Here is a 22279-nt window from a genome sequence, read left to right as displayed (position 1 = left end):
TGAAGGAAGAGAAGCGTCCCCGGTGGGGCGGCCGGACTTCAAATCCGGTTGGGGCAGCGAGCCTGTCCCGGGTGGGTTCGACTCCCATTCTCTTCCGCCAAGGATGGAAAGGGTATCCATGCAAACACTAAGGCTTGGGACCAGCGATGTCGTGGTCAGCGATGTCTGTCTGGGAACGATGACCTACGGCAATCAGACGGACGCCAGCGACGCGCATCACCAGATGGACCGCGCGGTCGAGGCTGGCGTGACCTTTCTGGACACCGCCGAGATGTATCCGGTCAATCCGGTCCGCAGCGAGACCATCGGCCGCAGCGAAGAGATCATCGGCGACTGGCTGGCCGGGCGCGGCGACCGCAGCGCGGTCCAGATCGCGACCAAGATCAGCGGCCCCAGCGACCGCGTGCGGCGTGAGGGCTATAGTGGCGCGATCCTGCGCCGGGTGCTGGACGAGTCGCTGGCGCGGCTGAAGACTGATTACATTGATCTTTATCAGCTGCACTGGCCGGTGCGCGGCAGCTATGCCTTCCGCCAGAACTGGGATTACAACCCCTCGCATCAGGACAAGACCCGCACGCTGGACCATATGGCCGATGTGCTGGACGCCATGGATGAGGCGGTGAAGGCGGGCAAGGTCCGCGCCTTTGGTCTGTCGAACGAAAGCGCTTGGGGCACGCTGCGCTGGATCGATCAGGCCGAGCGCACGAAAGGTCCGCGCGTCGTCGCGATCCAGAACGAATACTCGATGCTGAACCGCCTTTACGACACCGATCTGGCCGAGGTCGCGGTGAACGAAGGCGTCACCCTGCTGGCCTATTCACCGCTGGCAGCGGGGCTTCTGACCGGCAAATACCGCAACGGGGCCGAGCCTCAGGGCAGCCGTGCCGCCGTCGACCGCGCCACCGGCGGGGCCGCCGATCTGGGCGGGCGGCGCACCGTGCGGGCCGAGCAGGCTGTCGCGGCCTATCAGAAGCTGGCCAATGAGCTGCGCGTCGATCCGATCCACATGGCCATCGCCTGGACCCGTCAGCGCCCCTTCCCCGTCATCCCGATCATCGGCGCGACGAATGTGACGCAGCTTGTCCATCTGCTCTCCGGCCTCGACCTGCGGCTGAACGAGCAGCAACTGGGCCGGATCGAGAAGCTGCACCGGGAACACCCGATGCCCTTCTAGGCGACGTGACGAAAAGCTTGGCGCGGGGCGCGAAGATGCCCAATCTGCCCCGCGACAACACCCGAGGAGAGATCCATGCTGCCCCCCATTCTTGCCAATCTGCGCATTCCCGTCGTCGCCTCGCCGATGTTCATCGTCTCGGTGCCGGACCTGGTGATCGCGCAATGCAAGGCGGGCATCGTGGGCAGCTTCCCGGCGCTGAACGCGCGCGAAAAGGACGGTGAGCCGCCGCTACTGGACCTCTGGCTGACCCGCATTCAGGAAGAGCTGGACCGCCACAATCAGGCGAACCCCGACCGTCCCGCCGCGCCCTTTGCGGTCAACCAGATCGTCCACCGCAGCAACGCCCGGCTGGAGCGTGATATCGAGATCTGCCACCGCCACCGCGTGCCGATCTGGATCACCAGCCTTGGCGCCCGGGTCGAGGTGAACGAGGCCGCGCATGATTGCGGCGGAATCACCCTGCATGACGTCATCAACAACACCTTTGCCCAGAAGGCGATCCAGAAGGGCGCGGACGGGCTGATCGCGGTGGCGGCAGGCGCGGGCGGCCATGCGGGGCAGGAATCGCCCTTTGCGCTGGTTCAGGAAATTCGCCAGTGGTTCAACGGCCCCCTGCTGCTGTCGGGCGCGATCGCGACCGGCCGGGCGGTTCTGGCCGCGCAGGCCATGGGCGCGGATCTGGCCTATATCGGCAGTCCCTTCATCGCCACGACCGAGGCGAATGCCGTGCCCGACTACAAACAGATGATCGTCGACAGCAAGGCTGCCGACGTCGTTTACACCAATCTGTTCACCGGGGTGCATGGCAACTATCTGGCCCCCTCGATCCGCAACGCCGGGATGGATCCGGAGGCGCTGGAAACGGCCGATCCCACCAAGATGGATTTCGGCGCAGCGGCTGGAAAGGCCAAGGCGTGGAGCCAGATCTGGGGCTCGGGTCAGGGGATCGGTGCGATCAAGAAGATTCAGCCCGCAGGCGGTTATATCGACCAGCTGGCAGCGGAATATGCCTTGGCGCGCGCCGAGATCTGCGGCTAGGCGCGCGGCTTACGCCATGATCGTGGCCTGAACGGCGCGGCTCCAGCCTGCGAAGCGCCGCGTACGCTCTTCCTCGGGCATGGCGGGCTCGAACCTGCGCTCCAGCATCCAGTTCCGGGCGAATTCCTCGGGTCCGGGGTAGATGCCCGCCTGCATGCCCGCGAGCCAGGCCGCGCCAAGCGCGGTGGTCTCCGTGACCTTCGGCCGGTCGACCGGCGCGCCGATGATGTCGGCCAGAAACTGCATCGTCCAGTCCGAGGACGACATGCCGCCATCGACCCGCAGAACCGCGTCCTCTGACGCCGTGCGGTCCTTCTGCATCGCCTCCAGCAGGTCGCGGGTCTGGTAGCCCACGCTTTCCAGCGCCGCGCGGGCGAATTCCGCTGGACCGGTGTTGCGCGTCAGGCCAAAGATCGCGCCCCGGCAATCGGGCTTCCAATAGGGCGCGCCAAGGCCGGTGAAGGCGGGAACCAATACAACATTTTGTTGTTGGTCTGAATTCATCGCTAATTGTTGTGTCTCACCAGAGGCCCGGATCAGCTTCAACCCATCCCGCAGCCATTGCACCGCAGCGCCCGCAATGAAGATCGAGCCTTCCAGCGCATAGGTCGGCTTGCCGCCCAGCTGATAGGCGATGGTGCCCAGCAGGCGGCTTTGGCTTTCGACCAGCTCACCCCCGGTGTTCATCAGGGCAAAGCAGCCGGTTCCATAGGTCGATTTCACCATGCCCGGCTGAAAGCAGGCCTGCCCGACAGTGGCCGCCTGCTGATCGCCCGCGACGCCCAGAATGGGGATCTCGCGCCCGAACAGATCGGCACGGGTCATGCCGAATTCCGCCGCGCAATCGCGAACCTCGGGCAGAAGCGCGGTCGGGATCTCCAGCAGCTTGCAGATATCGTCGTCCCAGCGACCCTCGCGGATGTTGTAAAGCATGGTGCGCGCGGCGTTGGTGGCGTCGGTCACATGCGCGCGCCCGCCCGTCAGTTGCCAGATCAGATAGCTGTCGACCGTCCCGAACGCGAGCCGCCCCGCCTGCGCCTTCTCTCGCGCGCCCTCGACGTGATCGAGGATCCATTTCACCTTGGTGGCCGAGAAATAGGGGTCCAGCAGCAGCCCGGTGCGATGGGTGATCATCGGCTCATGCCCGGCGGCGCGCAGCGCCTCGCAGATGTCAGCGGTGCGGCGGTCCTGCCAGACGATGGCGTTGTGGATGGGCACGCCGGTGTCGCGGTCCCAGATCAGCGTGGTTTCGCGCTGGTTGGTGATGCCGATGGCGGCGATGCTGGCGGGGCGCAGGCCCGCGCGCTCGATGGCGGCGCGGGCGGTGCCTGCGGTCGTGGACCACAGGTCCTTGCCGTCATGTTCGACCCAGCCGGGGGCGGGAAAGATCTGGCGGAATTCCTCTTGCGCGACGGCTTTTACCCGCAAGTCGGCGTCAAAGATGATGGTGCGGGACGAGGTCGTGCCCTGATCGATCGCCAGAATATGGTCCGTCATCCCTGCCCCTTCCGTTCAGCCCTGCGCGCCATCCCCAGTCTTCAGCCCCTCCATCCAGTCGTCAATCGCCGCGATCTGGTCAGCATTCAGCCGCAACCCCTGTTTTGAGCGGCGCCAGACCACATCCTCGGCCGTCTGGGCGAATTCCTTCTGCATCATCCAGAGCAGCTCGGCCTCGGTCAGGTCGGCGCCGAAGTCATGGCCCAGATCCTCACGCGTGCGCGCGCCGCCCAGGATCAGCTGCGCATCGGTGCCATAGGCGCGCACCAGCCGCACTGCCCAGGCGTGGTTGAGGAAGGGATAATCGGCCAGCAGCCGCACGATCAGGTCTTTCACCGCATCGACCGGGAAATCCCCGCCCGGAAGCGGCACGCCCGCCGTCCATGCCTGCCCGGCCTCGGGGAAATGCGGGGCGAGCTTTTTCAGCGCGGCCTCGGCCAGACGGCGATAGGTGGTGATCTTGCCGCCAAAGACGTTCAGCAGCACCGGCCCGTTTTCATCGGTGCGCAGCACATAATCCCGCGTCGCCGCCGTGGCCGAGCTTGCGCCGTCGTCGTAAAGCGGCCGGACGCCGGAATAGGTCCAGACGATCTGCTCGCGCGTCACCGGAGCCTTGAAATATTGCGAGGCGAATTCGCACAGATATTGCGCCTCGGTGTCCGAGCAGCGCGGGTTGTCCGGGTCGCTCTGGTGGTCGATGTCGGTGGTGCCGATCAGGGTGAAATCCTGCTCGAACGGGATGGCGAAGATGATGCGCCCGTCCGAACCCTGGAAGAAATAGCTGCGCTCATGATCGTAAAGGCGCGGCACGACGATATGGCTGCCGCGCACCAGACGGATATGTTCGCGCGACTCGACATGGATCGTGTCGTGGATGACGTCGCCGACCCAGGGGCCACCGGCGTTGATCAGCGCGCGGGCACGGTGGGTCTGCGGGCCGTCGGGGCCTTCGGTCTCGACAAGCCACAGATCGCTCTCGCGCCGGGCCTGCGTCACGCGCGTGCGGGTCATGATCTGCGCGCCACGGGCCTTGGCGTCGCGGGCGTTCAGCACCACCAGCCTTGCGTCCTGAACGCAGCAATCGCTGTATTCCCAGCCGATGTCATAGCCGGGTTTCAGCGGCTTTCCGGCCTCGTCCGTGGTCAGGTCCAGCTTGCGGGTGCCGGGCAGCAGCTTGCGTCCGCCAAGGCTGTCATAGATGAACAGGCCCAGCCGGATCAGCCAGGCGGGCCGCCGGTGCCGCGTCCAGGGCATCACCTTGTTCATCAGCCGCGACGTCGGCGTGTCCGAGCGGAACCGCATCTTCGGCGAATAGGGCAGCACGAAGCGCATCGGCCAGCTGATATGCGGCATGGCGCGCAGCAGCACCTCGCGCTCATGCAGGGATTCGCGGACCAGCCGAAACTCGAAATACTCAAGATAGCGCAGCCCGCCGTGAAAGAGCTTGGTCGAGGCCGAGGAGGTCGCATGCGCCAGATCGCCCATTTCCGCCAGTGAGACGCTGAGCCCCCGCCCCGCCGCGTCCCGTGCGATGCCGCAGCCGTTGATGCCGCCGCCGATGATGAAAAGGTCACTGATCTGGTTGGTCATCGTGGGGCCGGTCCTTCCGGGTGGGTTCGGGTCGAATGGGGCATCATGGGGCCAGAGGCAGGCTGACGCGCGCCAGTTCCGGCCCGTCCAGCGCCAGCACCTGATCCACGGGCAGCCCCGCCTCAAGCCGCAGGGGGGCAAGGCCCATGGCGCGGCGCGGGATATCCGAGGCCATTTGCAGCGCCGTTTCCAGCGGCACGGGCGTATGCGCGACCAGCCTGCGGACGCAATCCAACAGGCTGACATGCGCGCCCGCCAGCGCGCCCTGCGCGTTCACCAGCCGCCCGTTGTCGACATGGATGGGCTGGCCGTAAAGGATGAAGCTGTCCGGGCCGCCGACCGTCGGCATCGCGTCCGAAACCAGAAAGCTGCGATCCACCCGCGGCCGCGCGGCCATGGCGACGCGCAGCGCGTCCCAATCGACATGGATGCCGTCGGCGATCAGGCCCACATAGGCATCCGAGAGGATCGCGGCGGCGATGATGCCGGGCGCGCGCGATTCCATCTGCGGCATCGCATTGAAAAGATGGGTGAACATGGTCACGCCATCGGCCATCGCCTGACGGGCCTGATCGGCGCTGGCCATGCTGTGCCCGGCCGAGACGGTCACGCCCATGGCCACCGCTTCGCGCAGCAGGGCGGGGTCGGTCTCTTCGGGCGCGAGGGTCAGCAGAACGGGCACCCCAGCCGCGCGCAGGCGTCGCAGAACCGCCATGCCGCGCTGATCCAGCGGGCGGATGTGGCGCGCCTCATGCGTGCCCTTCTTCCGGGCCGAGATATGCGGACCCTCGATATGTAGCCCCTCCAGCCCAGGCTCGCCCCTGCAGGCGATGGCGGCATCGGCGGCGGCCTCCAGCACCTCGGGGGCGTCGGTGATGACGGTGGGCAGAAGGGCGGCGGTGCCAAGGCCCAGATGCGCGGCGCGGATGGCGCGCAGACCTTCGGGCGTGGGCGAGGTGTTGACCAGAACGCCGCCGCCGCCGTTCACCTGCAGATCGGTCAGGCCGGGGGCCAGAACCGAGACGCTCAGATCGGGGCGGTCGCGGCCAAGGGGGCGCAGCGCGCGCACCTGCCCGCCTTGAATTTCAAGGGCGAGGCCGGGGCAAAGCGACCCGTCGAGATAGGTTTTATCAGCAGCGATCAACATGATGCCAGATTGCGCGAGGCAGTCCTGTGGTCAAGCATCTTCGGGGCCGCGAGGGCCATTCCCGCAGCGGCACAGGGGTCGCTACGGGATCTTTTGGCAGAGGCCTCAGGCGGCGTTCAGCCCCTCGGTCGAGGCGAAGAACATTGCCTGGCTGACGGCCGAACGCACCTGCTCTTCCGAGAAGGGCTTCGGGATCAGGAAGGCCGGTTCGGGCCGGTCGCCGGTCAGCAGACGCTCGGGGAAGGCGGTGATGAAGATCACCGGGATCTCGCCCAGCGTGCCCATCAACTCGTTGACCGCATCGATACCCGATGAGCCATCGGCCAGCTGGATATCGGCCAGGATCAGGTCCGGCGTGCTGTTGCCCGCCAGCTGGATCGCGGCGCTATGGGTGCGGGCGATGCCGGTCACCTCATGGCCCATGGCCTGAACGATGCCCTTGAGGTCCATGGCGATGATCGTCTCATCCTCGATGATCATCACGCGGCCCTTGATCGCCCGGCTCATCTCGGTCAGGGCGATCTGCACCAGCTCTTCGGCCTCGGCCTGTTCGCATTGCATGACGCGGGCGATCTGGTCGTAGCGCATTTCCTCGATCGTGCGCAGCAGCAGGGCCTCGCGCGAGTTCGGGGTCAGCGCGGTCAGGTGCTGCTGGGCGCGGGCTTCGCGCGTGGGCAGGCTGTCCTGCTCGACCGGTTGGCCGGAGCTGGTCCAGATGGCATGGAACGTCCGGTAAAGACCGATCCGCGTGTCATCGTCATTCATCAACGAGCGGTCGCTGAGAATGGCCTCCAAAGTCGCCGCCGCATAATTGTCGCCGGCGGTCTGATTGCCCGTCAGTGCGCGCGCATAGCGGCGCAGGAAGGGCAGTTCACGCCGGATTGCTTGCGCCAGGTCAGCTACAGCCATAGTCTCCTCGAATTCTCTGTTGTGCTTGGAACTCTTCAAGTTACCTAACTGTTGAGCCGCGTGCACACAAGTTTCTCGGGAAGATGGCAGGAATGACGACCAAGCGGGATGAACGCAGAAAGGCAGCGATCGAAAAGCAGATCGATGAAAACCTGAAGCGTGTTTACGAAGAAGATACGACCGAAAAGATACCCGACCGGTTCCTGGATCTGCTTGAGCAATTGCGTGGACAGGACGGTAAATGACCCAATCCGGCCAGAAAAAACCCGCTGCGCAATGCGGCGACCCGCGTGACGAACTTGTCGAACACCTGCCCGCGCTGCGCGCTTTCGCGCTGTCGCTGACCCGCGAAGGGGCATCCGCCGACGATCTGGTGCAGGACACCATCGTCAAGGCGTGGACCCATATCGACAAGTTTCAGCCCGGGACAAATCTTCGTGCGTGGCTGTTTACCATCCTGCGCAACACCTTCTATTCGGCCCATCGCAAGACCCGGCGCGAGGTCAGCGACACCGACGGCATCCATGCCGCGCGGCGCGCGACCAAGCCCGAACATGACGGGCGGCTGGCGATGAACGACTTCCGCGCGGCCTTCGAGAAGCTGCCCGACGAACAGCGAGAGGCGCTGATTCTGGTCGGGGCCTCGGGCTTTTCCTATGAGGAGGCGGCCGAGATGACCGGTGTGGCCGTTGGCACGGTCAAATCGCGCGCCAACCGGGGGCGTAAGCGTCTGGCCGAACTGCTGCAGTTGATGGACGGTGAATCGCTGGACATGACCGACAGTGCGACGCTGGCGGTGATGAACCAGAACAACCCGTTGATGCGTTGACCTGCCGTGTCCGACTGGATGCTGCGGCGGATACGCGAAAGGCTTGAGTTCACCAAAAGGCTGGGTTTCCGGCTGGGCAGCCTGCTGTCGCTGGCCATTCTGCCCATCGGGCTGATCTCGCTGATCCAGACGCTGCACCTGTCGCGCGAATACGAGCGTTCGGCCGAGATTGCCCTGCTGGGCCGGACCGCCACCGCCGCTGCGGGTGAGCGCGCGTTGCTTCTGGGTGCGCTGGGCACAGCCGATGCGCTGGGCCCGGCCGTGCTGGAGACGATGGACCGCCCCGAGGCCTGTTCGGACATCATGCGCAGCTTTGTCGAGCGTTCGGTCAACTATGCCTATGCAGGCTTCACCCGGATGGACGGCAAGACCGACTGCCTGTCGTTGCCCGAGCCGATTGACGTCTCGAACCGCAAGACCTTCAAGCTGTTCCAGAAAAACCAGACGACCATCGTGACCTCCAGCGAACCGGGGGCGGATCGCTCGATGGATTATGTCATCGTCGCGCAGCCGCTTTACCGCGAGGCTGAGCTGCAGGGTTACGTCGCCATCGCCATTTCGCGCGACCTGCTGCGGTCCTCGCATATGTCGAATCCCGGCACCGAGGAAGCGCGCATCCTGACCTTCAACACCGCCGGAGAGGTCCTGTCGACCGACCGCGACATCGAGGATTATCGCCGCATCCTGCCCAAGGGGAAGGCGCTCTCCTCGCTTCTGTCGCGCAGCGAGACGACGTTCAACGACCTCTCGAACGAGGATGAGCAGCGCGTTTTCAGCGTCATCCCGGTCGTCCCCGGCCTCGTCTATGCGCTGGGCAGCTGGAACCGCATCGAGGCGGGGATCGGCGGCATCGACGTGACCCGGCGCACGGCGCCGCTGCTGACGCTGTTCCTGTGGGCGGCCTCGCTGATCGTGGCCTATTTTGCCGTCTATCGGTTGGTTTTGCGCAACATCCGCGAATTGCGCGGCCAGATGCGCCGCTTCGCCATTGGTGAGCGTAGCGCGCCACCGCCGGTCCTGACCGACGCCCCGGCCGAGATCGTCGACATGAGCCAGACCTTCCACAATATGGCCCGCATCCTGATCCGCGATGAGGCGGCGATGGAGGAGGCGGTGCAGGAAAAGACCATCCTGCTGAAAGAGGTTCACCACCGGGTCAAGAACAACCTGCAACTGATCGCCTCGATCATCAACATGCAGATCCGCATGATCGAACATGATGACGCCAAGCGCGTGCTGCGCTCGGTGCAGGACCGGGTGGCGTCGCTGGCGACCATCTATCGCAACCTCTATCAGGCCGAACAGCTGGACGCGGTCGAGGCGGACCGGCTGATCCATGACATCATCAACCAGATGACCAACGCCAGCCTTGATCCCGGTGCGAATCTGCGCATCGAGACCCATCTTGAGCCGCTGATCCTGATGCCCGATCAGGCCGTGCCGCTGTCACTGCTGACGACCGAGGCCTTCACCAATGCGCTGAAATATGCCAGCGCCCCGGTTGGCGGCGGTCAGCCATGGGTGCGCGTGACCCTGCGCATCGACGGCCCGAAAGAGGTGGTGCTGGAGGTCGAAAACTCGGTCGGTGCGGCGACGGATGCCGAGGGGACGGGGCTCGGCAGCCAGCTGATCGAGGCGTTCTCGACCCAGCTGGACGGAGAGGCGAGCGCGGTTTCGACCGCCGACAGCTATCGGCTGAGCCTGCGCTTCAAGGTCGAGGATCTGCCAAGCCATGCCCTGCCCCAGCAGCAGGTGGTACTGACCTCGGCTGCGCGCCCCGGCTCACGCCACTAGGCCCTAGCCGGGCGTTTGGTCGGCTTTCTCGCGGTCACGTTCGTCTCGCTGGGCCTGCGTGCTTTGGCGCAGGGCCTTGGCGGCGACGAAGCGGCGGCGGCGGGCCAGCTCTAGGTTGATGAGCGCGCCCAGCATCACCGTAAACCCGCCCAGATAGAACCACATCAGCAGTGCGATCACCGCCCCGATGGAGCCATAGATCCGGTTGTAGCTGTTGAAGCTGCCCAGATAGGCCGAAAATCCATAGGAGACCGCCGCCCATGACAGCGCCGCGAACAGCGAGCCCCAGGTGAACAGCGCTGTGCGTGGCGTCTTCACGTTCGGGCCATAGCGATACAGAATCCCGATCACCACCAGCACGATCAGGAAGATCGAGGCCCAGGGAATCGAACTGACCAGCCAACTGCGCATCGGCGTCGCGGGCAGGAAGTTGAAGGCCAGCGGCACCAGAATGATGGTGGCCAGCCCCAGCAGAACGACGCCCACGATGACCAGCGTCAGGAAATAGGCCAGCAAAAAGCCCATGATCGTCGAATGAGAGCGCACGCCATGCGCCGCGTTCAACCCTCGGATCAAGGAATCGACGCCCGCGCGGGCGGAAATCGTGGCGATCAGGAAGGAGATTGCCGTGGTCCAGCCCAGTTGCGTGGGCCCCGCGGCGACCAGCGATTTGATCTGGCCGTAAAGGATGTCGGCTGCACCGGTGGGGATGAATTCGTCGGTGGTGTGGATCGTTTGCTCGATCAGCTGCGGATCATACCACAGGCCCCAGATGGCAAAGAACGCCGCCAATCCGGGGAAGACGGCAAACATGGCGTAGAAGGCCACGCCCGCAGCGATCAGGCTCATATGGATTTTGTCCATACGCTCGAAGATCGCCATGATGAAGTTCCACCACTCGCGGATCAAAGGCCGTTCCTCGTTACCATTCCGATCACTTTCCCGTCCCGCAGCCCATAAGCGCAACCCCGGCAGGGCCGCTTCAGTTCGCGGCTGCCTTGTATCTAAGCCACAGGGCCTTGTCGCCCATCTTGACGACAAAGGCCTCATGCGCGGCGGTTTCATCCTGTGTCAATCGCGGTGCAAGCGCGCGCGGCCTTGGCCCGCGCGGCGCGGCGGTCGCGCCGGGGCCAGTCTGCGCGCTGCCATCGGCGCCGGTCGTGCCCGCGTCTTCCAGCACCAGACCCGGTTGGCGGCCGCCCTTCAGCGCCAGATAGACCTCGGCCAGCAATTCGCTGTCCAGAAGCGCGCCGTGCAGCGTCCGGTTCGAGTTGTCGATGCGGAAGCGGCGGCAAAGCGCATCCAGCGAGTTCTGCGCGCCCGGAAACTTGCGCCGGGCGATTTCCAGCGTGTCGATGGCCCGGTTGTTGGGCATCGCGGGGATGCCGACCTTGGTCAGCTCGGCATTCAGGAATTTCATGTCGAAGCTGGCGTTATGGATCACCAGCCGCGCATCTTCGCCGATGAAGGTCACGAAATCGCCGGCAATCTCGGCGAATTTCGGTTTGTCCTTCAGGAATTCATCGCCCAGGCCGTGCACCTTGAAGGCGTCCTCGGGCATGGCGCGTTCGGGGTTGATGTAGACGTGAAAGGTCCGCCCGGTCGGCAGGTGGTTCAGAAGCTCGATGGCGCCGATCTCGACGATCCGGTCGCCCGTCGTCGGGTCGAAGCCCGTGGTTTCGGTATCCAGAACGATCTCACGCATGGGGCGGTCTTGCCATGATTTCGTTGCAGATGTCCACGATGGCGGCCCGCGCGCCCTCCAGACTGTCCGAAGGTATGATCCAGTCGGCGCGCTTGCGCTTTTCGGCGTCGGGCATCTGCCGCGAGAGGATCAGATCCAGCGTCTCTTGCGTCATGCCGGGGCGCGCCATCACGCGGGCGCGCTGGACCTCGGCGGGGGCCGAGACTACCGCAACGCCGTCCATGCTCCGTTCCGAGCCGCCTTCGTAAAGCAGCGGAATGTCCAGCACGATGATCGGCGCATCGGGGTGGCGGGCGATGAAGGCCGCGCGGTCGGCGGCGACCAGCGGATGAACCAGCGCCTCCAACCGGGTCAGGGCCTCGGGTTCGACGGCCAGCACCGCTTTCAGCGCGCCCCGGTCGATGCCGCCATCGACCAGCGCGGTCGGAAAGGCCGCCGCGACTGGCGCGACCGCCGCCCCGCCCGGCGCATAAAGGCGATGCACGGCCTCATCCGCGTCCCAGACGGGGTGGCCCAGCTCGCGAAACATCGCCGAGGCGGTGGATTTGCCCATCCCGATGCCGCCGGTCAGCCCCAGCAGAAAGCTCATCCCAGAACCGCGCGGCGCAGGTCATCATCGACCTCGGGGCGCTGGCCGAACCAGCGCTCGAACCCCGGGGCGGCCTGATGCAGCAGCATGCCAAGGCCGTCGACCACGTCGCAGCCGCGCGCCTCGGCCTCTTGTAGGAAGGGGGTCATCAGCGGCGTATAGACCAGATCGGTGACCAGCGTGCCCGGAGCCAGCGCGTCCAGCGGCACACGCAAGGGCGGCTTGCCGACCATGCCCATCGAGGTGGCGTTTACCACCGTCATCGCGCCTTCCAGCATATTGCCCGCCTCGGCCCAGTCATAGACGACGACCTTGGCCCCGAATTCCGAGCGGATCTGCTCGGCCCGGATGCGGGTGCGGTTGGTGATGCGCAATTCCGGCACGCCGCTTTCCAGCAGCGAGGCGACGACCGCGCGCGCCGCGCCGCCTGCGCCGATCACCGCCGCCGGGCTGAGATCGGGGATCCAGCCGGGTGCATGCTGGCGGATATTGGCGATGAAGCCATAGCCGTCGGTGTTGTCGGCGTGGATCTTGCCATCCGGGCGAAAGATCAGCGTATTCGCTGCCCCGATCAGGGCCGCGCGATCGGTGACCACATCGGCCAGCGTCAGCACCGCTTCCTTATGCGGAATGGTGACATTCGCCCCCACGAAGCCCATGCGCGGCAGCGCGCGCAGCACCTCGGCCAGATGTTCGGGCATGACAGGGACGGGGACGTAATGGCCGCTGATCCCATAGCGTTTCAGCCAATGGCCATGCAGGGCCGGAGAGCGGGAATGGGCAATCGGCCAGCCGATGACCCCGGCCAGCGGTATGTTGCGAACTTCGGGCTCAGAAGAGGGTTGCATAGTCGTTTTTCAATAAGAACCGGCGCGACAGGTCTGACCCCGCACACCATGGATATGGGCAGGCTTTCCCAAGACCTGCCGCCAGTGGGCCAAACGGTCAAGCTCATTCCCGAACCGGGGGCTGAAAGTGGCCGCACTGTGTCTGCCGCGCGCCAGATCACGCCCGCGCGAAACCAATCACTGGGCCTTGCGGTTGAGCATTGCCATCGGGTTATAGATGGCGGGCCGAGCCTTGCGGCCCGGCTTTCTCGCAAGACGCTTATCAGACGGGGATGGCTTCGGTGACAGGTCAGGACCGCGCGTGGTTGTTCCGCGCATTGCAGCTTTTCGCGGCGGCAGGGATCGCGCTGACGGTCGCGGTGCAACTGGGGCTGCACAATGCCTTCTGGGCCGCGATGCCGGTCTGGGTGGTGGCGCAGCCCTATCGTCAGGATCTGCTTTTGCGCGCGATCCTGAGGATTGCGGGCACCCTTCTGGGGGCGCTCATCGGCTGGCTGGTGCTGGTTCATGTGCCCTCGCATGCCGTCTGGATCGCGGTTCTGGTGCTGGGCGCGGGCCTGGCGGGCGCTGCGGCCTATTGGATCGGGACGATCTACAGCTATGGCGTCCTGCTGGCGGCGATCACGCTGGCGGTGGTGCTGATCCCGGCACTGGATCATCCGATTGATGCGACGGCGCTGGCGGCGGACCGGGTGTGGTGCACGCTGATCGGCACGGTCTCGGTCACCGTCATCACCTTCCTTTTCACGCCGACGCGGACGGACAGCCATCCCTTGCGGCTGCATCCTCCGGCAGGCGTCACGCTGCGCCATGGGGTGATCATCGGGGTCACGACGCTGCTGGGCGCGCTGGCTTTGCTGGCAATCGGCGGGCCTGCGGGCATCGCGACGGCAATGGCGCTGACGATCTTCAGCCTGATCATCGGGACCAGCCGCAATCCGACGCCGATCCTGAAATACATGCCTTTGGGCGGGGCCATCGGCGTGGCTGCGGCCATTGCCTATCGGGCGCTGGACATGGCCCTGCCCGACCCCGAGGGGATGGCGCTGCTGCTGGCCCTGGCCTTCATCGCGGCGGGCGCGCTGGTGCGCGCGCATCCCCGCCTTGCGCCCTTCGGCCTGGATGCGAACATGTGCTTCCTGCTGTCAGCCGAGGCTGGCACGGCCGGGCACGGGCTTTCCGCGCATGTGCAGGGGGGCGTGGCGCTGGTGATCTCGGCCTTCCTGTTCGCCGCCGTCTTTACCCGGATCGGCGCAAAACCCCAGAGCTAAGCGGGCTAAAGCGCCGCAGGCTCGGGCAGGCCGCCCTCTTCCACCAGATCGGCCAGCGTCAGCGATTCGATCAGCAGCAGATAGGACCAGAACACCTGACCGAACATCTTGCGCAAACGGCAGCTGGCCTCATCGGTGCAGTCTTCGCAGCGCTGATAGGATCGGCGCGACAGGCAGGGCAGCGGCGCAATCGGGCCGTCAACCTGGCGCAGCAATTCGCCGATCGAGATCTCATTGGGCTTCTTGATCAGCACATATCCGCCCGAACGCCCGCGACGAGAGCCGACATAGCCCGCGTTGCGCAGCTCAAGCATGATATGCTCCAGAAAACGCTTGGGCGCGCCCGAACGCAGGGCAATCTCCTCGATGGTCAGCGCAATTCCGCCGGCGGCGGTTTCGTCGGCCAGTTCCATCAGCGCCTTTATGGCGTATTTCGTCTTCTGTGAGATCATATCGCAGCCATAACTTTCGAAAGGAACACATGCAATGAATTCGGAGTTCCTGAAGAGTTTTGCAGCAGTTTCACGGGACAATCGTAAAACTGTCGTTTAAGTGACACACCCACGGCGCACACCTGCCGCGGAGAAGTAAGGAGTATTCGATGCGCATCGCTGTTCTTGGCGGAGACGGGTTCGTCGGCTGGCCAACCGCTCTGCATCTTTCCAACCTTGGCCACGAGATCCACATCGTCGACAACCTGTCGCGACGCTGGATCGATACCGAGCTTGGCGTGCAGTCGTTGACCCCCATGGACTCCATTCAAGAGCGGTGCCGCATCTGGCAGCAAGAAACGGGCCGCAAGATCCATTTCCACCTGCTGAACCTTGCCACCGAATACGAGCGGTTGAAGCAGTGGCTGGCCGATCTGCGCCCCGACGCGGTGATCCATTTCGCCGAACAGCGCGCCGCGCCCTATTCGATGAAGACCGACCGTCACAAGGTCTATACCGTCAACAACAACACCAACGCGACGCATAACCTGCTGGCCGCGTTGGTCGAAACCGGCATCGACGCGCATCTGGTCCATCTGGGGACCATGGGCGTCTATGGCTATTCCAGTGTCGGCGCGCCGATCCCGGAAGGCTATCTGGATATAGAAATCGACACGCCCAGCGGCAAGAAGGGCCAGCAGATCCTGTATCCGACCAAGCCCGGCTCGGTCTATCACATGACGAAATCGCTGGATCAGATCCTGTTCCAGTTCTACGCGCAGAATGACGGGCTTCGGATCACCGACCTGCATCAGGGCATCGTCTGGGGTACCCATACCGACCAGACCCGTCGGCACGAGCAGCTGATCAACCGCTTCGACTATGACGGCGATTACGGCACGGTGCTGAACCGCTTCCTCATTCAGGCGGCCATCGGCTATCCGCTGACCGTGCATGGCACCGGCGGCCAGACCCGCGCCTTCATCCATATTCAGGACTCGGTCCGCTGCATCGAGCTCGCGCTGAACGACGCCCCCGAGGCGGGTGAGCGCGTGCGCATCTTCAACCAGATGACCGAGACCCACCGCGTCCGCGATCTGGCCGAGCTGATCGGCAAGCTGACCGGGGCCGAGGTTGCCTATCTGCCGAACCCGCGCAAAGAGGCCGAGGAAAACGACCTGATCGTCAAGAATGACCAGTTCCTTGCGCTGGGCCTGCAGCCGATCACGCTGGCCGATGGTCTGCTGACCGAGGTGGTCGAGGTCGCGAAGAAATACGCCCACCGCATCGACCGCTCGCGCGTGCCTGCCGTCTCTGCCTGGACCAAGGATATCGCCAAGCGGGTCGAGCATGACCCCGAGGGCAAAAGGCTGCGTTCCGTCTCGTGAACGGGCCGGTCTTTCACGGTGATGACAAGGCGCGGTCCTACCGCGCCTTTGTCACCTTGGTCGCCAATTCCGATTATGTGCCGGGGGCCGAGGCACTGGTGCGCTCGCTGAAGCGCACGCGCACCGATGCCGATATTGTCGTCATGCACACCGACCGCGACGGTGCGGGCGTGGCGGGGCTGGCCGCCTTGGGCGCGCGGACGCCCTATATCGGGCTGCTGCCGACCTCGGAGGCGTTCAACGCCGCCCATGCGCGCGACCGCCTGCACGCGGCGGCGCCCTTCACCAAGGGCGAGAAGCCGGGCTTTCACTCTCCGCTTTACAACTTCGCGAAGCTGCGGCTGTGGCAGTTGCTGGATTACCGGCAGGTGGTCTTCATCGACGCCGATGCCATCGTGCTGCAGAACATCGACCGGCTGTTCGACTATCCCGAATTCAGCGCGGCCCCGAATGTCTATGAAAGCCTTGCCGATTTTCACCGCCTGAACTCGGGCGTCTTCACCGCGTGCCCCTCGCAAGCGCGGTTCGAGGATATGCTGGCGCGGCTGGATCAGCCGGGTATTTTCTGGCGGCGCACCGACCAGACCTTTCTGGAAAGCTATTTCCCGAACTGGCACGGCCTGCCGGTCTTCGACAACATGCTGCAATATGTCTGGCTGAACCTGCCGGAATTGTGGAAATGGGAAGACATCCGCATCCTGCATTACCAATATGAAAAGCCGTGGCAGGATCACGCCAAGGCCGACAGCCTGCGCGTGCTGATCGATCTGTGGAAAGCGCATGCCTCTGACGGGCCGGTGCCCGATCTGTCCGATCTTCCGCCCCCACCGGGTCGCGCATGAAGATCGCCATCACCGGGACGACGGGGTTGGTGGGCCGCTGGATCGCGGCGGCCGCCCGCGACGCCGGGCATGAGGTCACCGCCCTGTCGCGCCCGGCCTACACCCTTGGCGATGCGCCCGATCTGACCGGCCATGACGCCCTGATCCACGCCGCCTTCCGCCACGCGCCGGGCCGCTATCGCGGGGGAGAGGGCGACGACCCGCAAGGCTTCATCCGCGACAACCTCGACGGCTCGCTGCGGCTGTTCGCGGCGGCGCGGGACAGCGGGGTTGCGCGCGTGCTGTTCCTGTCGTCGCGCGCGGTCCATGACGGCCACCCGGACGGCACCCTGCTGACCGACGACATGCCCGTGCTTCCGACCAGCCTTTACGGCGAGGTGAAGGCGCAGGCCGAGGTCGCGCTGGCCGACATGGCCACGCCGGATTTCCTGACCGCCAGCCTGCGCCCGACCGGCGTTTTTGGCCCCGGTCTGCCGCAGAAATGGGCCCCCCTGATCCGCGATTTTCTGGCCGGGCGTGCCGTGCCCTCGCGTGCGGCGACCGAGGTGCATGGCGCCGATCTGGCCGAGGCTGCGCTGCTGGTGCTGGGCGATCCCGGGATGAGCAAGGCCTATAACGTCAGCGACCTGACGCTGGACCACCACGACCTCCTGTCCGGCGTTGCCGCGATCACCGGCAGCCACCACCAGCCCCCCATGCGCGAGGATGCGCGGATGTTGCGGGTGCTGGATTGCGCGCGGCTGCATGCTTTGGGCTGGGCCCCGCAGGGGCTGGAGCGGCTGCACCGCGACCTGCCGCAGATCATCGCGGAGTCGCGCGAGGGTTGAGCCGGGGCAAGAAACCGCTGCCCCTCGCTTCGCCGCGTTGCCCGGACTTCAAGGCTGGCGCAATCTGGCGGCCAGTCATCAGTGCCCGAGGTTTTCATGCGTTTGCTCGCCGCCGTCTGTGTGGTCTTTTTCGGCCTGATGGCCGGGTTCTTCTTTGCCTTTTCCGTCGTGGTGATGCCGGGGCTGAACCGGATGCCCGCCGACAGCGGCATGCTGGCGATGCAGCAGATCAATATCGCGGTCATCAATCCCTGGTTCGCCATCGGTTTCTGGGGCGCGCTGGTGGCAGCGGTTCTGGGGGCGCTTGGCGCGATCTTGTCGCGCGGCACCGGCTGGCCGTGGCTGCTGTCGGGCAGCGTGGTCTATCTGCTGGCGGGGTTCGCGCTGACGGCCTGGGGGAATGTGCCACTGAACCGGGCGCTGGCGGTGATTGACCCGACCTCGGCCGAGGGGCTGGCGATGTGGGGGCAGTATCAGCAGCGCTGGACCATGCTGAACCACCTGCGCACGCTGGGCTGTCTTGTTGCCACAGCCCTGACGCTTGGCGCGCTGCAGCGCTCGCGCCGTTTCCGCTGATTTGCGTGGCGTGGCCTTGGGCTTGGGCCTAGACTGGCGCGCATGATCGTCGATTATCCCACCCTTGCCCGCACCCTTCGCAGCCTGACCCATGGCGAGACCGATGAGGTCGCGCTGATGGCGACCCTGGCGTGCGAGATCCACCACGCCGACGACCGGTTTGACTGGACGGGCTTTTACCGCGTCACCGGACCCGAGATGCTGAAGATCGGCCCCTATCAGGGCGGTCACGGCTGTCTGGTGATCCCGTTCTCGCGCGGGGTCTGCGGCGCGGCGGCCCGCACGGGTCAGGTGCAGCTGGTCCCCGATGTCGATGCCTTCCCCGGCCATATCGCCTGCGCCAGCAGCACCCGGTCGGAACTGGTGATCCCTGTCTATGCCTCTGGTGGGCGGTTGATCGGTGTTCTCGACATCGACAGCGACCAGCCTGACGCCTTCACGGAAGCGGATTCCGAGGCACTGCAGGCCATCCTCGCCGAGACCTTCGGCCAGTTGTGAGCCCGGCATACGGATGCGCTGCGCTGTTTTCATGACCGGCGCGGCGGATTAAAAGAGCCCGAGTCGAATTTCGCAACTCGCGCCAGGCGCGACCGGGGACAGGACCGCGATGATCTGGGACACGATGATGAACATCCCGCTGCAGGCGATCCTGACCTTCATGGGGGGCGCGCTGGTGCTGAATTTCGCGCCGGGGCAGGATGTGTTCTTTGCCAGCGCTTGCGGCCTGCAGGGCGGGCCACGCGCGGGCGCATTGGCCGGGTTTGGCGTCGGGATGGGCGTGATCGTGCATCTGGTGCTGGCGACTGTCGGGCTGGGCGCGCTTGTCGCCGCCCACCCCGAGGCGCTGACGGTGATCAAATATGCGGGCGCGGGCTATCTTTTGTTTCTGGCGTGGAAAAGCTGGACGGCGGGCGAGGTTGATCCGACGGCGCGCGGTTCGGTCCGGACGTGGAACATCATCCGGCGGGGGATGATGTTGAACCTCTTGAACCCGAAGCCCGTGCTGTTCCTTCTGGCCTTCCTGCCGCAGTTCACCCGCCCCGAATACGGCCCGATCTGGCAGCAGATCTTTGGCCTTGGGCTGATGTTTGTCATCAGCGGAACGCTGGTCACCATGGGCTATGGCATCGTGGCCGGGCTGGCGGGCAGCGTGATGGGCAAGCGCATGGGCATTCTGAACAAGATCGCCGCCGTGATGTTTGCCGGGCTGGCCATTCGGCTTGTGGTGAAATGAGCTTTGTCTATGCCCCTCCGGATGAGGCGCCGGGGATCCTCCATGCCGATCACGAGATTCTGGTGGTCAACAAGCCCAGCGGGCTTTTGTCGGTGCCGGGTCGGGGTGAGGATCGGGCGGATTGCCTGATCGCGCGTCTGCGCGGGGCGTTTCCGACCGTGCTGCTGGTGCATCGACTGGATCTGGACACCTCGGGCGTGATGATCTTTGGCCTGACGCCGCATGCCCAGCGCCATCTGGCGCGGCAGTTCGAAGAGCGGCTGGTCAAGAAGACCTATGTGGCGCGCCTCTACGGGCGGCTGGAGCCGAAAGAGGGCCGCGTCGATCTGCCCTTGATCGTCGACTGGCCGAACCGTCCCCGGCAGATGGTCGATCATGAAAACGGCAGGTCCGCGCAGACCGATTGGCGCGTCGTCCGCCACACCGGCAATGAGACGCGGGTGCGGCTGATGCCGGTGACCGGGCGCAGCCATCAGCTGCGCGTGCATATGCTGTCGCTGGGCCATCCGATCCTGGGCGATCCGCTTTATGCCGAGGGGGAGGCTGCGGATTTCCCGCGCCTGATGCTGCATGCCGAGAGCCTGCGCATCCGTCATCCCGACAGCGGCGTGATGATGAGCTTTCAGGAACCGGCGCCCTTCTGAGGCCTTGGGTCGAAGAATGGGTATTTGGACAACGAAGAAGATGCGGGGATCCGGATCGGCTTGCGGGTGGTTACTCTGGACGGGTCAATCGTCAGAGGAGCAGCGAAGATGCAGGATCTGGATATCAGTCGCAGGGCCGCCATGACCTTGGGGGTTGCCGCCTGCGCCGCGCCGGTTTTGGCGGGGCGCGTAGAGGCGCAGGCCGCTGAGGCCGAGAGCCCGGCCGAGCCGGGGCCGCGCGTCCATCGCATCTCATTGGGTGGTTTCGAGGTCGTGACCCTGCTGGGCGGGGCCAGCATGTCGCAAAACCCCATCGAGACCTTTGGGCTGGGCGCCAATCCGGAGGAGTTCAACGCGCTCAGCAAGGCGAATTTCATTCCGGCGGATCGTTCGGGCGCGTCATTCGCGCTGACTCTGGTCAAGACGCCGGAGGCGCTGGTGCTGTTTGACACGGGCATGATGCCCGAGATCAATGCAGCGGCCTTGGCTGCGGCGGGGCATGCGCCCGAGGAGGTGACGCATGTCGTGCTGACCCATATGCATCCCGATCACATCAGCGGGCTGATCTCGGGCGGGAAGCCGAATTTTCCGAAGGCCCTGCTGGTGGCGGGGCGGCTGGAGAATGAATATTGGGCGGCCAATCCCAGCGATGCCTATAGCGCGAATGTGCTGCCTTTGATCGCGAAGGCGCGACTGATCGAGGATGGCGATGAGGTTCTGCCCGGCATTCGCGCCGAGGCGGCCTTTGGCCATACGCCGGGGCATATGGTCTTTCTGCTGGAGAGTGAGGGGGAGAAGCTGCTGATCTCGGGCGACAGCTTCAACCACTATGTCTATACCGTGCAGCGTCCCGGCTGGCATGTCCGCTTCGATGTGGACAAGGACATGGGCGTCGAGAACCGCAAGCGGCTGCTGGCGCGGCTGGCGACAGAGGGGATCCCGCTGATTTCCTATCACTTCCCCTTCCCCGCGCTTGGCTATATCGGCGGAGACGCGGAGGCGGGCTATCGCTTTTTCCCGGCGACCTATCAGTTCGGCTGGTGATTGCCGGGCAGGTTGAAGACGCGTGAGGGCTGGACCTCGCCGCCCATGTAGCGGCCGATGCAGAGCGCGCGTCCGGCGCGGCTGACCCAGACCTCGGTGCCGAAATCGGCGTGGCCCAACACCTGCCCGGGATTGCCGTTCAGGATGCGGGTGGCGCCAAGCTCGGTCGCCTGCATCTGCGGCAGGTCGGCGAGCGCGGCGTCGAGGGGCAGGAGCGCGGCCTCGATCTCGGCCTGATTGGCGCGGTCGATGCGGTCGAAGGCGATGCCTTGTTCGGCGTCGAAGGGGCCCGACCAGATGCGGCGCAGATGGGCCACATGGCCAAGGCAGCCCAGCGTGCGGCCCAGGTCGCGGGCGATGGCGCGGACATAGCCGCCCTTGCCGCAGACCATGCGCAGATCGGCGGTGTCGGACGTGCTGCCCAGCAGGTCCAGCGATTCGACCCAAAGCGGGCGGGCGGCCAGCTGCACCTCTTCGCCTTCGCGGGCGAGGTCATAGGCGCGCTCTCCGTCGACCTTGACGGCCGAGACGGTGGGCGGGACCTGCATGATGTCGCCGATGAAGCCCGACAGCGCCGCGCGGATCGCATCGGCTTCCGCGCGGGCGTCCGATTGGCGCAGCACCTGACCCGAGGCATCGTCGGTCGAGGTCTCGGCCCCCCAGTTCACCGTGAAGTCATAGGCCTTCAGCGCATCGGTCAGGATCGGCACGGTTTTCGTGGCCTCGCCCAGCGCCACGGCCAGCACGCCCGTCGCATCGGGGTCAAGCGTCCCTGCGTGGCCCGCCTTCTTTGCGTCCAGTGCCCAGCGGACCTTGCTGACGACATCGGTCGAGCCAATGCCTGCGGGTTTATCCACGATCAGCCAGCCGTGGATATCGCGTCCCTTTTTTCGCGCCAT

The 22279-nt window shown here is 65.3% G+C and carries 24 protein-coding genes and 1 tRNA gene; 15 read left to right on the top strand and 10 right to left on the bottom strand.

Annotation, left to right across the window (positions count from 1 at the left end; translation table 11 throughout):
- The first annotated feature begins 4 nt into the window (after positions 1–4).
- The 3 genes from IQ24_RS12600 (at position 5) to IQ24_RS12590 (ending at position 2215) form a co-directional block, all read left to right on the top strand.
- A tRNA-Sec gene (locus tag IQ24_RS12600) sits at positions 5–100 on the top strand.
- 18 nt (positions 101–118) lie between these two features.
- Entirely contained in the window at positions 119–1174 is a 1056-nt protein-coding gene (locus tag IQ24_RS12595; RefSeq protein ID WP_145398341.1) for an aldo/keto reductase, read from the top strand.
- Between the two features lie 75 nt (positions 1175–1249).
- On the top strand, positions 1250–2215 hold the full coding sequence (locus IQ24_RS12590) for an NAD(P)H-dependent flavin oxidoreductase (protein ID WP_145398339.1): 966 nt from the start codon (positions 1250–1252) through the stop codon (positions 2213–2215).
- A gap of 9 nt (positions 2216–2224) precedes the next feature.
- Here the strand turns inward: IQ24_RS12590 and glpK are convergent, their stop codons facing one another.
- From glpK to IQ24_RS12570, 4 genes are all read right to left on the bottom strand, one after another.
- On the bottom strand, positions 2225–3712 hold the full coding sequence (gene glpK, locus IQ24_RS12585) for a glycerol kinase GlpK (protein WP_145398338.1): 1488 nt from the start codon (positions 3710–3712) through the stop codon (positions 2225–2227).
- Positions 3713–3727: 15 nt separating this feature from the next.
- Entirely contained in the window at positions 3728–5302 is a 1575-nt protein-coding gene (gene glpD / locus IQ24_RS12580; protein ID WP_145398336.1) for a glycerol-3-phosphate dehydrogenase, read from the bottom strand.
- 43 nt (positions 5303–5345) lie between these two features.
- Entirely contained in the window at positions 5346–6449 is a 1104-nt protein-coding gene (locus tag IQ24_RS12575) for an N-acetylglucosamine-6-phosphate deacetylase (protein ID WP_145398334.1), read from the bottom strand.
- Positions 6450–6554: 105 nt separating this feature from the next.
- The gene (locus IQ24_RS12570) at positions 6555–7358 is read right to left on the bottom strand and encodes a response regulator (RefSeq protein ID WP_145398332.1); all 804 of its coding nucleotides are present in this window, start codon (positions 7356–7358) and stop codon (positions 6555–6557) included.
- A gap of 92 nt (positions 7359–7450) precedes the next feature.
- Between IQ24_RS12570 and IQ24_RS12565 the strand changes: the two genes are divergently transcribed.
- From IQ24_RS12565 to IQ24_RS12555, 3 genes are read left to right on the top strand one after another with little or no spacing between them, the layout of a single operon-like run.
- Positions 7451–7603 carry a NepR family anti-sigma factor gene (locus IQ24_RS12565; protein ID WP_145398331.1) on the top strand — a complete coding sequence of 51 codons (153 nt, stop codon included), beginning with the start codon at positions 7451–7453 and terminating at the stop codon, positions 7601–7603.
- Positions 7600–8187 carry an RNA polymerase sigma factor gene (locus IQ24_RS12560; RefSeq protein WP_145398329.1) on the top strand — a complete coding sequence of 196 codons (588 nt, stop codon included), beginning with the start codon at positions 7600–7602 and terminating at the stop codon, positions 8185–8187. Before IQ24_RS12565 ends, IQ24_RS12560 begins: the two co-directional genes overlap by 4 nt.
- Before the next feature lie 6 nt (positions 8188–8193).
- Entirely contained in the window at positions 8194–9981 is a 1788-nt protein-coding gene (locus tag IQ24_RS12555) for a sensor histidine kinase (RefSeq protein ID WP_242008136.1), read from the top strand.
- 3 nt (positions 9982–9984) lie between these two features.
- On the opposite strand, the gene IQ24_RS12550 is transcribed toward IQ24_RS12555, so the two are convergent.
- The 4 genes from IQ24_RS12550 to IQ24_RS12535 form a co-directional block, all read right to left on the bottom strand.
- Positions 9985–10890, bottom strand: coding sequence for a YihY/virulence factor BrkB family protein (locus tag IQ24_RS12550; protein WP_242008134.1), 906 nt, complete (start codon positions 10888–10890; stop codon positions 9985–9987).
- A 73-nt stretch (positions 10891–10963) separates the two neighbouring features.
- Positions 10964–11686 (bottom strand): DNA polymerase III subunit epsilon, encoded by a 723-nt coding sequence (gene dnaQ, locus IQ24_RS12545; protein WP_145398327.1) that lies wholly within the window; start codon positions 11684–11686, stop codon positions 10964–10966.
- Positions 11679–12275 carry a dephospho-CoA kinase gene (gene coaE / locus IQ24_RS12540; protein WP_145398325.1) on the bottom strand — a complete coding sequence of 199 codons (597 nt, stop codon included), beginning with the start codon at positions 12273–12275 and terminating at the stop codon, positions 11679–11681. The genes dnaQ and coaE overlap by 8 nt, the downstream gene beginning before the upstream one ends.
- Positions 12272–13123: a shikimate dehydrogenase gene (locus IQ24_RS12535; protein WP_145398323.1), complete on the bottom strand. Its 852-nt coding sequence runs from the start codon at positions 13121–13123 to the stop codon at positions 12272–12274. The genes coaE and IQ24_RS12535 overlap by 4 nt, the downstream gene beginning before the upstream one ends.
- Positions 13124–13395: 272 nt before the next feature.
- On the opposite strand from IQ24_RS12535, the gene IQ24_RS12530 reads away from it, so the two are divergent.
- A complete protein-coding gene (locus tag IQ24_RS12530) occupies positions 13396–14394 on the top strand; it encodes an FUSC family protein (RefSeq protein WP_145398321.1) in 999 nt (332 codons plus the stop codon).
- Positions 14395–14399: 5 nt separating this feature from the next.
- Here the strand turns inward: IQ24_RS12530 and IQ24_RS12525 are convergent, their stop codons facing one another.
- The gene (locus tag IQ24_RS12525; RefSeq protein WP_145398319.1) at positions 14400–14846 is read right to left on the bottom strand and encodes an RrF2 family transcriptional regulator; all 447 of its coding nucleotides are present in this window, start codon (positions 14844–14846) and stop codon (positions 14400–14402) included.
- Positions 14847–14995: 149 nt separating this feature from the next.
- Between IQ24_RS12525 and IQ24_RS12520 the strand changes: the two genes are divergently transcribed.
- The 8 genes from IQ24_RS12520 (at position 14996) to IQ24_RS12485 (ending at position 21380) form a co-directional block, all read left to right on the top strand.
- Positions 14996–16213 carry an NAD-dependent epimerase/dehydratase family protein gene (locus IQ24_RS12520; RefSeq protein WP_145398317.1) on the top strand — a complete coding sequence of 406 codons (1218 nt, stop codon included), beginning with the start codon at positions 14996–14998 and terminating at the stop codon, positions 16211–16213.
- Positions 16210–17055, top strand: a complete 846-nt coding sequence (locus IQ24_RS12515) for a glycosyl transferase (protein WP_145398315.1) — start codon at positions 16210–16212, stop codon at positions 17053–17055. The genes IQ24_RS12520 and IQ24_RS12515 overlap by 4 nt, the downstream gene beginning before the upstream one ends.
- Positions 17052–17882, top strand: a complete 831-nt coding sequence (locus IQ24_RS12510; protein WP_145398313.1) for an NAD-dependent epimerase/dehydratase family protein — start codon at positions 17052–17054, stop codon at positions 17880–17882. Before IQ24_RS12515 ends, IQ24_RS12510 begins: the two co-directional genes overlap by 4 nt.
- A gap of 96 nt (positions 17883–17978) precedes the next feature.
- Complete coding sequence (locus IQ24_RS12505; protein ID WP_145398311.1) at positions 17979–18458, top strand: anthrone oxygenase family protein; 480 nt, start codon at positions 17979–17981, stop codon at positions 18456–18458.
- Between the two features lie 42 nt (positions 18459–18500).
- The gene (locus IQ24_RS12500; protein WP_145398309.1) at positions 18501–18956 is read left to right on the top strand and encodes a GAF domain-containing protein; all 456 of its coding nucleotides are present in this window, start codon (positions 18501–18503) and stop codon (positions 18954–18956) included.
- A gap of 109 nt (positions 18957–19065) precedes the next feature.
- Positions 19066–19692, top strand: a complete 627-nt coding sequence (locus IQ24_RS12495) for a LysE family translocator (protein ID WP_145398307.1) — start codon at positions 19066–19068, stop codon at positions 19690–19692.
- Positions 19689–20336, top strand: a complete 648-nt coding sequence (locus IQ24_RS12490) for a pseudouridine synthase (protein WP_145398305.1) — start codon at positions 19689–19691, stop codon at positions 20334–20336. The genes IQ24_RS12495 and IQ24_RS12490 overlap by 4 nt, the downstream gene beginning before the upstream one ends.
- A 108-nt stretch (positions 20337–20444) precedes the next feature.
- Positions 20445–21380 (top strand): MBL fold metallo-hydrolase, encoded by a 936-nt coding sequence (locus IQ24_RS12485; RefSeq protein WP_145398303.1) that lies wholly within the window; start codon positions 20445–20447, stop codon positions 21378–21380.
- Here the strand turns inward: IQ24_RS12485 and truB are convergent.
- Complete coding sequence (truB, locus tag IQ24_RS12480; RefSeq protein ID WP_145398302.1) at positions 21365–22279, bottom strand: tRNA pseudouridine(55) synthase TruB; 915 nt, start codon at positions 22277–22279, stop codon at positions 21365–21367. The genes IQ24_RS12485 and truB overlap by 16 nt on opposite strands.

Source organism: Paracoccus sulfuroxidans (genome assembly GCF_007830335.1).
GTDB lineage: Bacteria > Pseudomonadota > Alphaproteobacteria > Rhodobacterales > Rhodobacteraceae > Paracoccus > Paracoccus sulfuroxidans.
This window is presented reverse-complemented; position numbering and strand designations above follow the sequence as displayed.

Bases quoted from the DNA above. Each gene is read 5' to 3' on its own strand.
- IQ24_RS12595 (WP_145398341.1), top strand. From the start codon at position 119: ATGCAAACACTAAGGCTTGGGACCAGCGATGTCGTGGTCAGCGATGTC.
- truB (WP_145398302.1), bottom strand. From the start codon at position 22,279: ATGGCGCGAAAAAAGGGACGCGATATCCACGGCTGGCTGATCGTGGAT.
- glpD (WP_145398336.1), bottom strand. From the start codon at position 5,302: ATGACCAACCAGATCAGTGACCTTTTCATCATCGGCGGCGGCATCAAC.
- IQ24_RS12505 (WP_145398311.1), top strand. From the start codon at position 17,979: ATGCGTTTGCTCGCCGCCGTCTGTGTGGTCTTTTTCGGCCTGATGGCC.
- IQ24_RS12490 (WP_145398305.1), top strand. From the start codon at position 19,689: ATGAGCTTTGTCTATGCCCCTCCGGATGAGGCGCCGGGGATCCTCCAT.
- IQ24_RS12500 (WP_145398309.1), top strand. From the start codon at position 18,501: ATGATCGTCGATTATCCCACCCTTGCCCGCACCCTTCGCAGCCTGACC.
- IQ24_RS12565 (WP_145398331.1), top strand. From the start codon at position 7,451: ATGACGACCAAGCGGGATGAACGCAGAAAGGCAGCGATCGAAAAGCAG.
- IQ24_RS12535 (WP_145398323.1), bottom strand. From the start codon at position 13,123: ATGCAACCCTCTTCTGAGCCCGAAGTTCGCAACATACCGCTGGCCGGG.
- IQ24_RS12590 (WP_145398339.1), top strand. From the start codon at position 1,250: ATGCTGCCCCCCATTCTTGCCAATCTGCGCATTCCCGTCGTCGCCTCG.
- IQ24_RS12495 (WP_145398307.1), top strand. From the start codon at position 19,066: ATGATCTGGGACACGATGATGAACATCCCGCTGCAGGCGATCCTGACC.
- dnaQ (WP_145398327.1), bottom strand. From the start codon at position 11,686: ATGCGTGAGATCGTTCTGGATACCGAAACCACGGGCTTCGACCCGACG.
- IQ24_RS12485 (WP_145398303.1), top strand. From the start codon at position 20,445: ATGCAGGATCTGGATATCAGTCGCAGGGCCGCCATGACCTTGGGGGTT.
- IQ24_RS12520 (WP_145398317.1), top strand. From the start codon at position 14,996: ATGCGCATCGCTGTTCTTGGCGGAGACGGGTTCGTCGGCTGGCCAACC.
- coaE (WP_145398325.1), bottom strand. From the start codon at position 12,275: ATGAGCTTTCTGCTGGGGCTGACCGGCGGCATCGGGATGGGCAAATCC.
- IQ24_RS12530 (WP_145398321.1), top strand. From the start codon at position 13,396: ATGGCTTCGGTGACAGGTCAGGACCGCGCGTGGTTGTTCCGCGCATTG.
- IQ24_RS12575 (WP_145398334.1), bottom strand. From the start codon at position 6,449: ATGTTGATCGCTGCTGATAAAACCTATCTCGACGGGTCGCTTTGCCCC.
- IQ24_RS12525 (WP_145398319.1), bottom strand. From the start codon at position 14,846: ATGATCTCACAGAAGACGAAATACGCCATAAAGGCGCTGATGGAACTG.
- glpK (WP_145398338.1), bottom strand. From the start codon at position 3,712: ATGACGGACCATATTCTGGCGATCGATCAGGGCACGACCTCGTCCCGC.
- IQ24_RS12510 (WP_145398313.1), top strand. From the start codon at position 17,052: ATGAAGATCGCCATCACCGGGACGACGGGGTTGGTGGGCCGCTGGATC.
- IQ24_RS12560 (WP_145398329.1), top strand. From the start codon at position 7,600: ATGACCCAATCCGGCCAGAAAAAACCCGCTGCGCAATGCGGCGACCCG.
- IQ24_RS12570 (WP_145398332.1), bottom strand. From the start codon at position 7,358: ATGGCTGTAGCTGACCTGGCGCAAGCAATCCGGCGTGAACTGCCCTTC.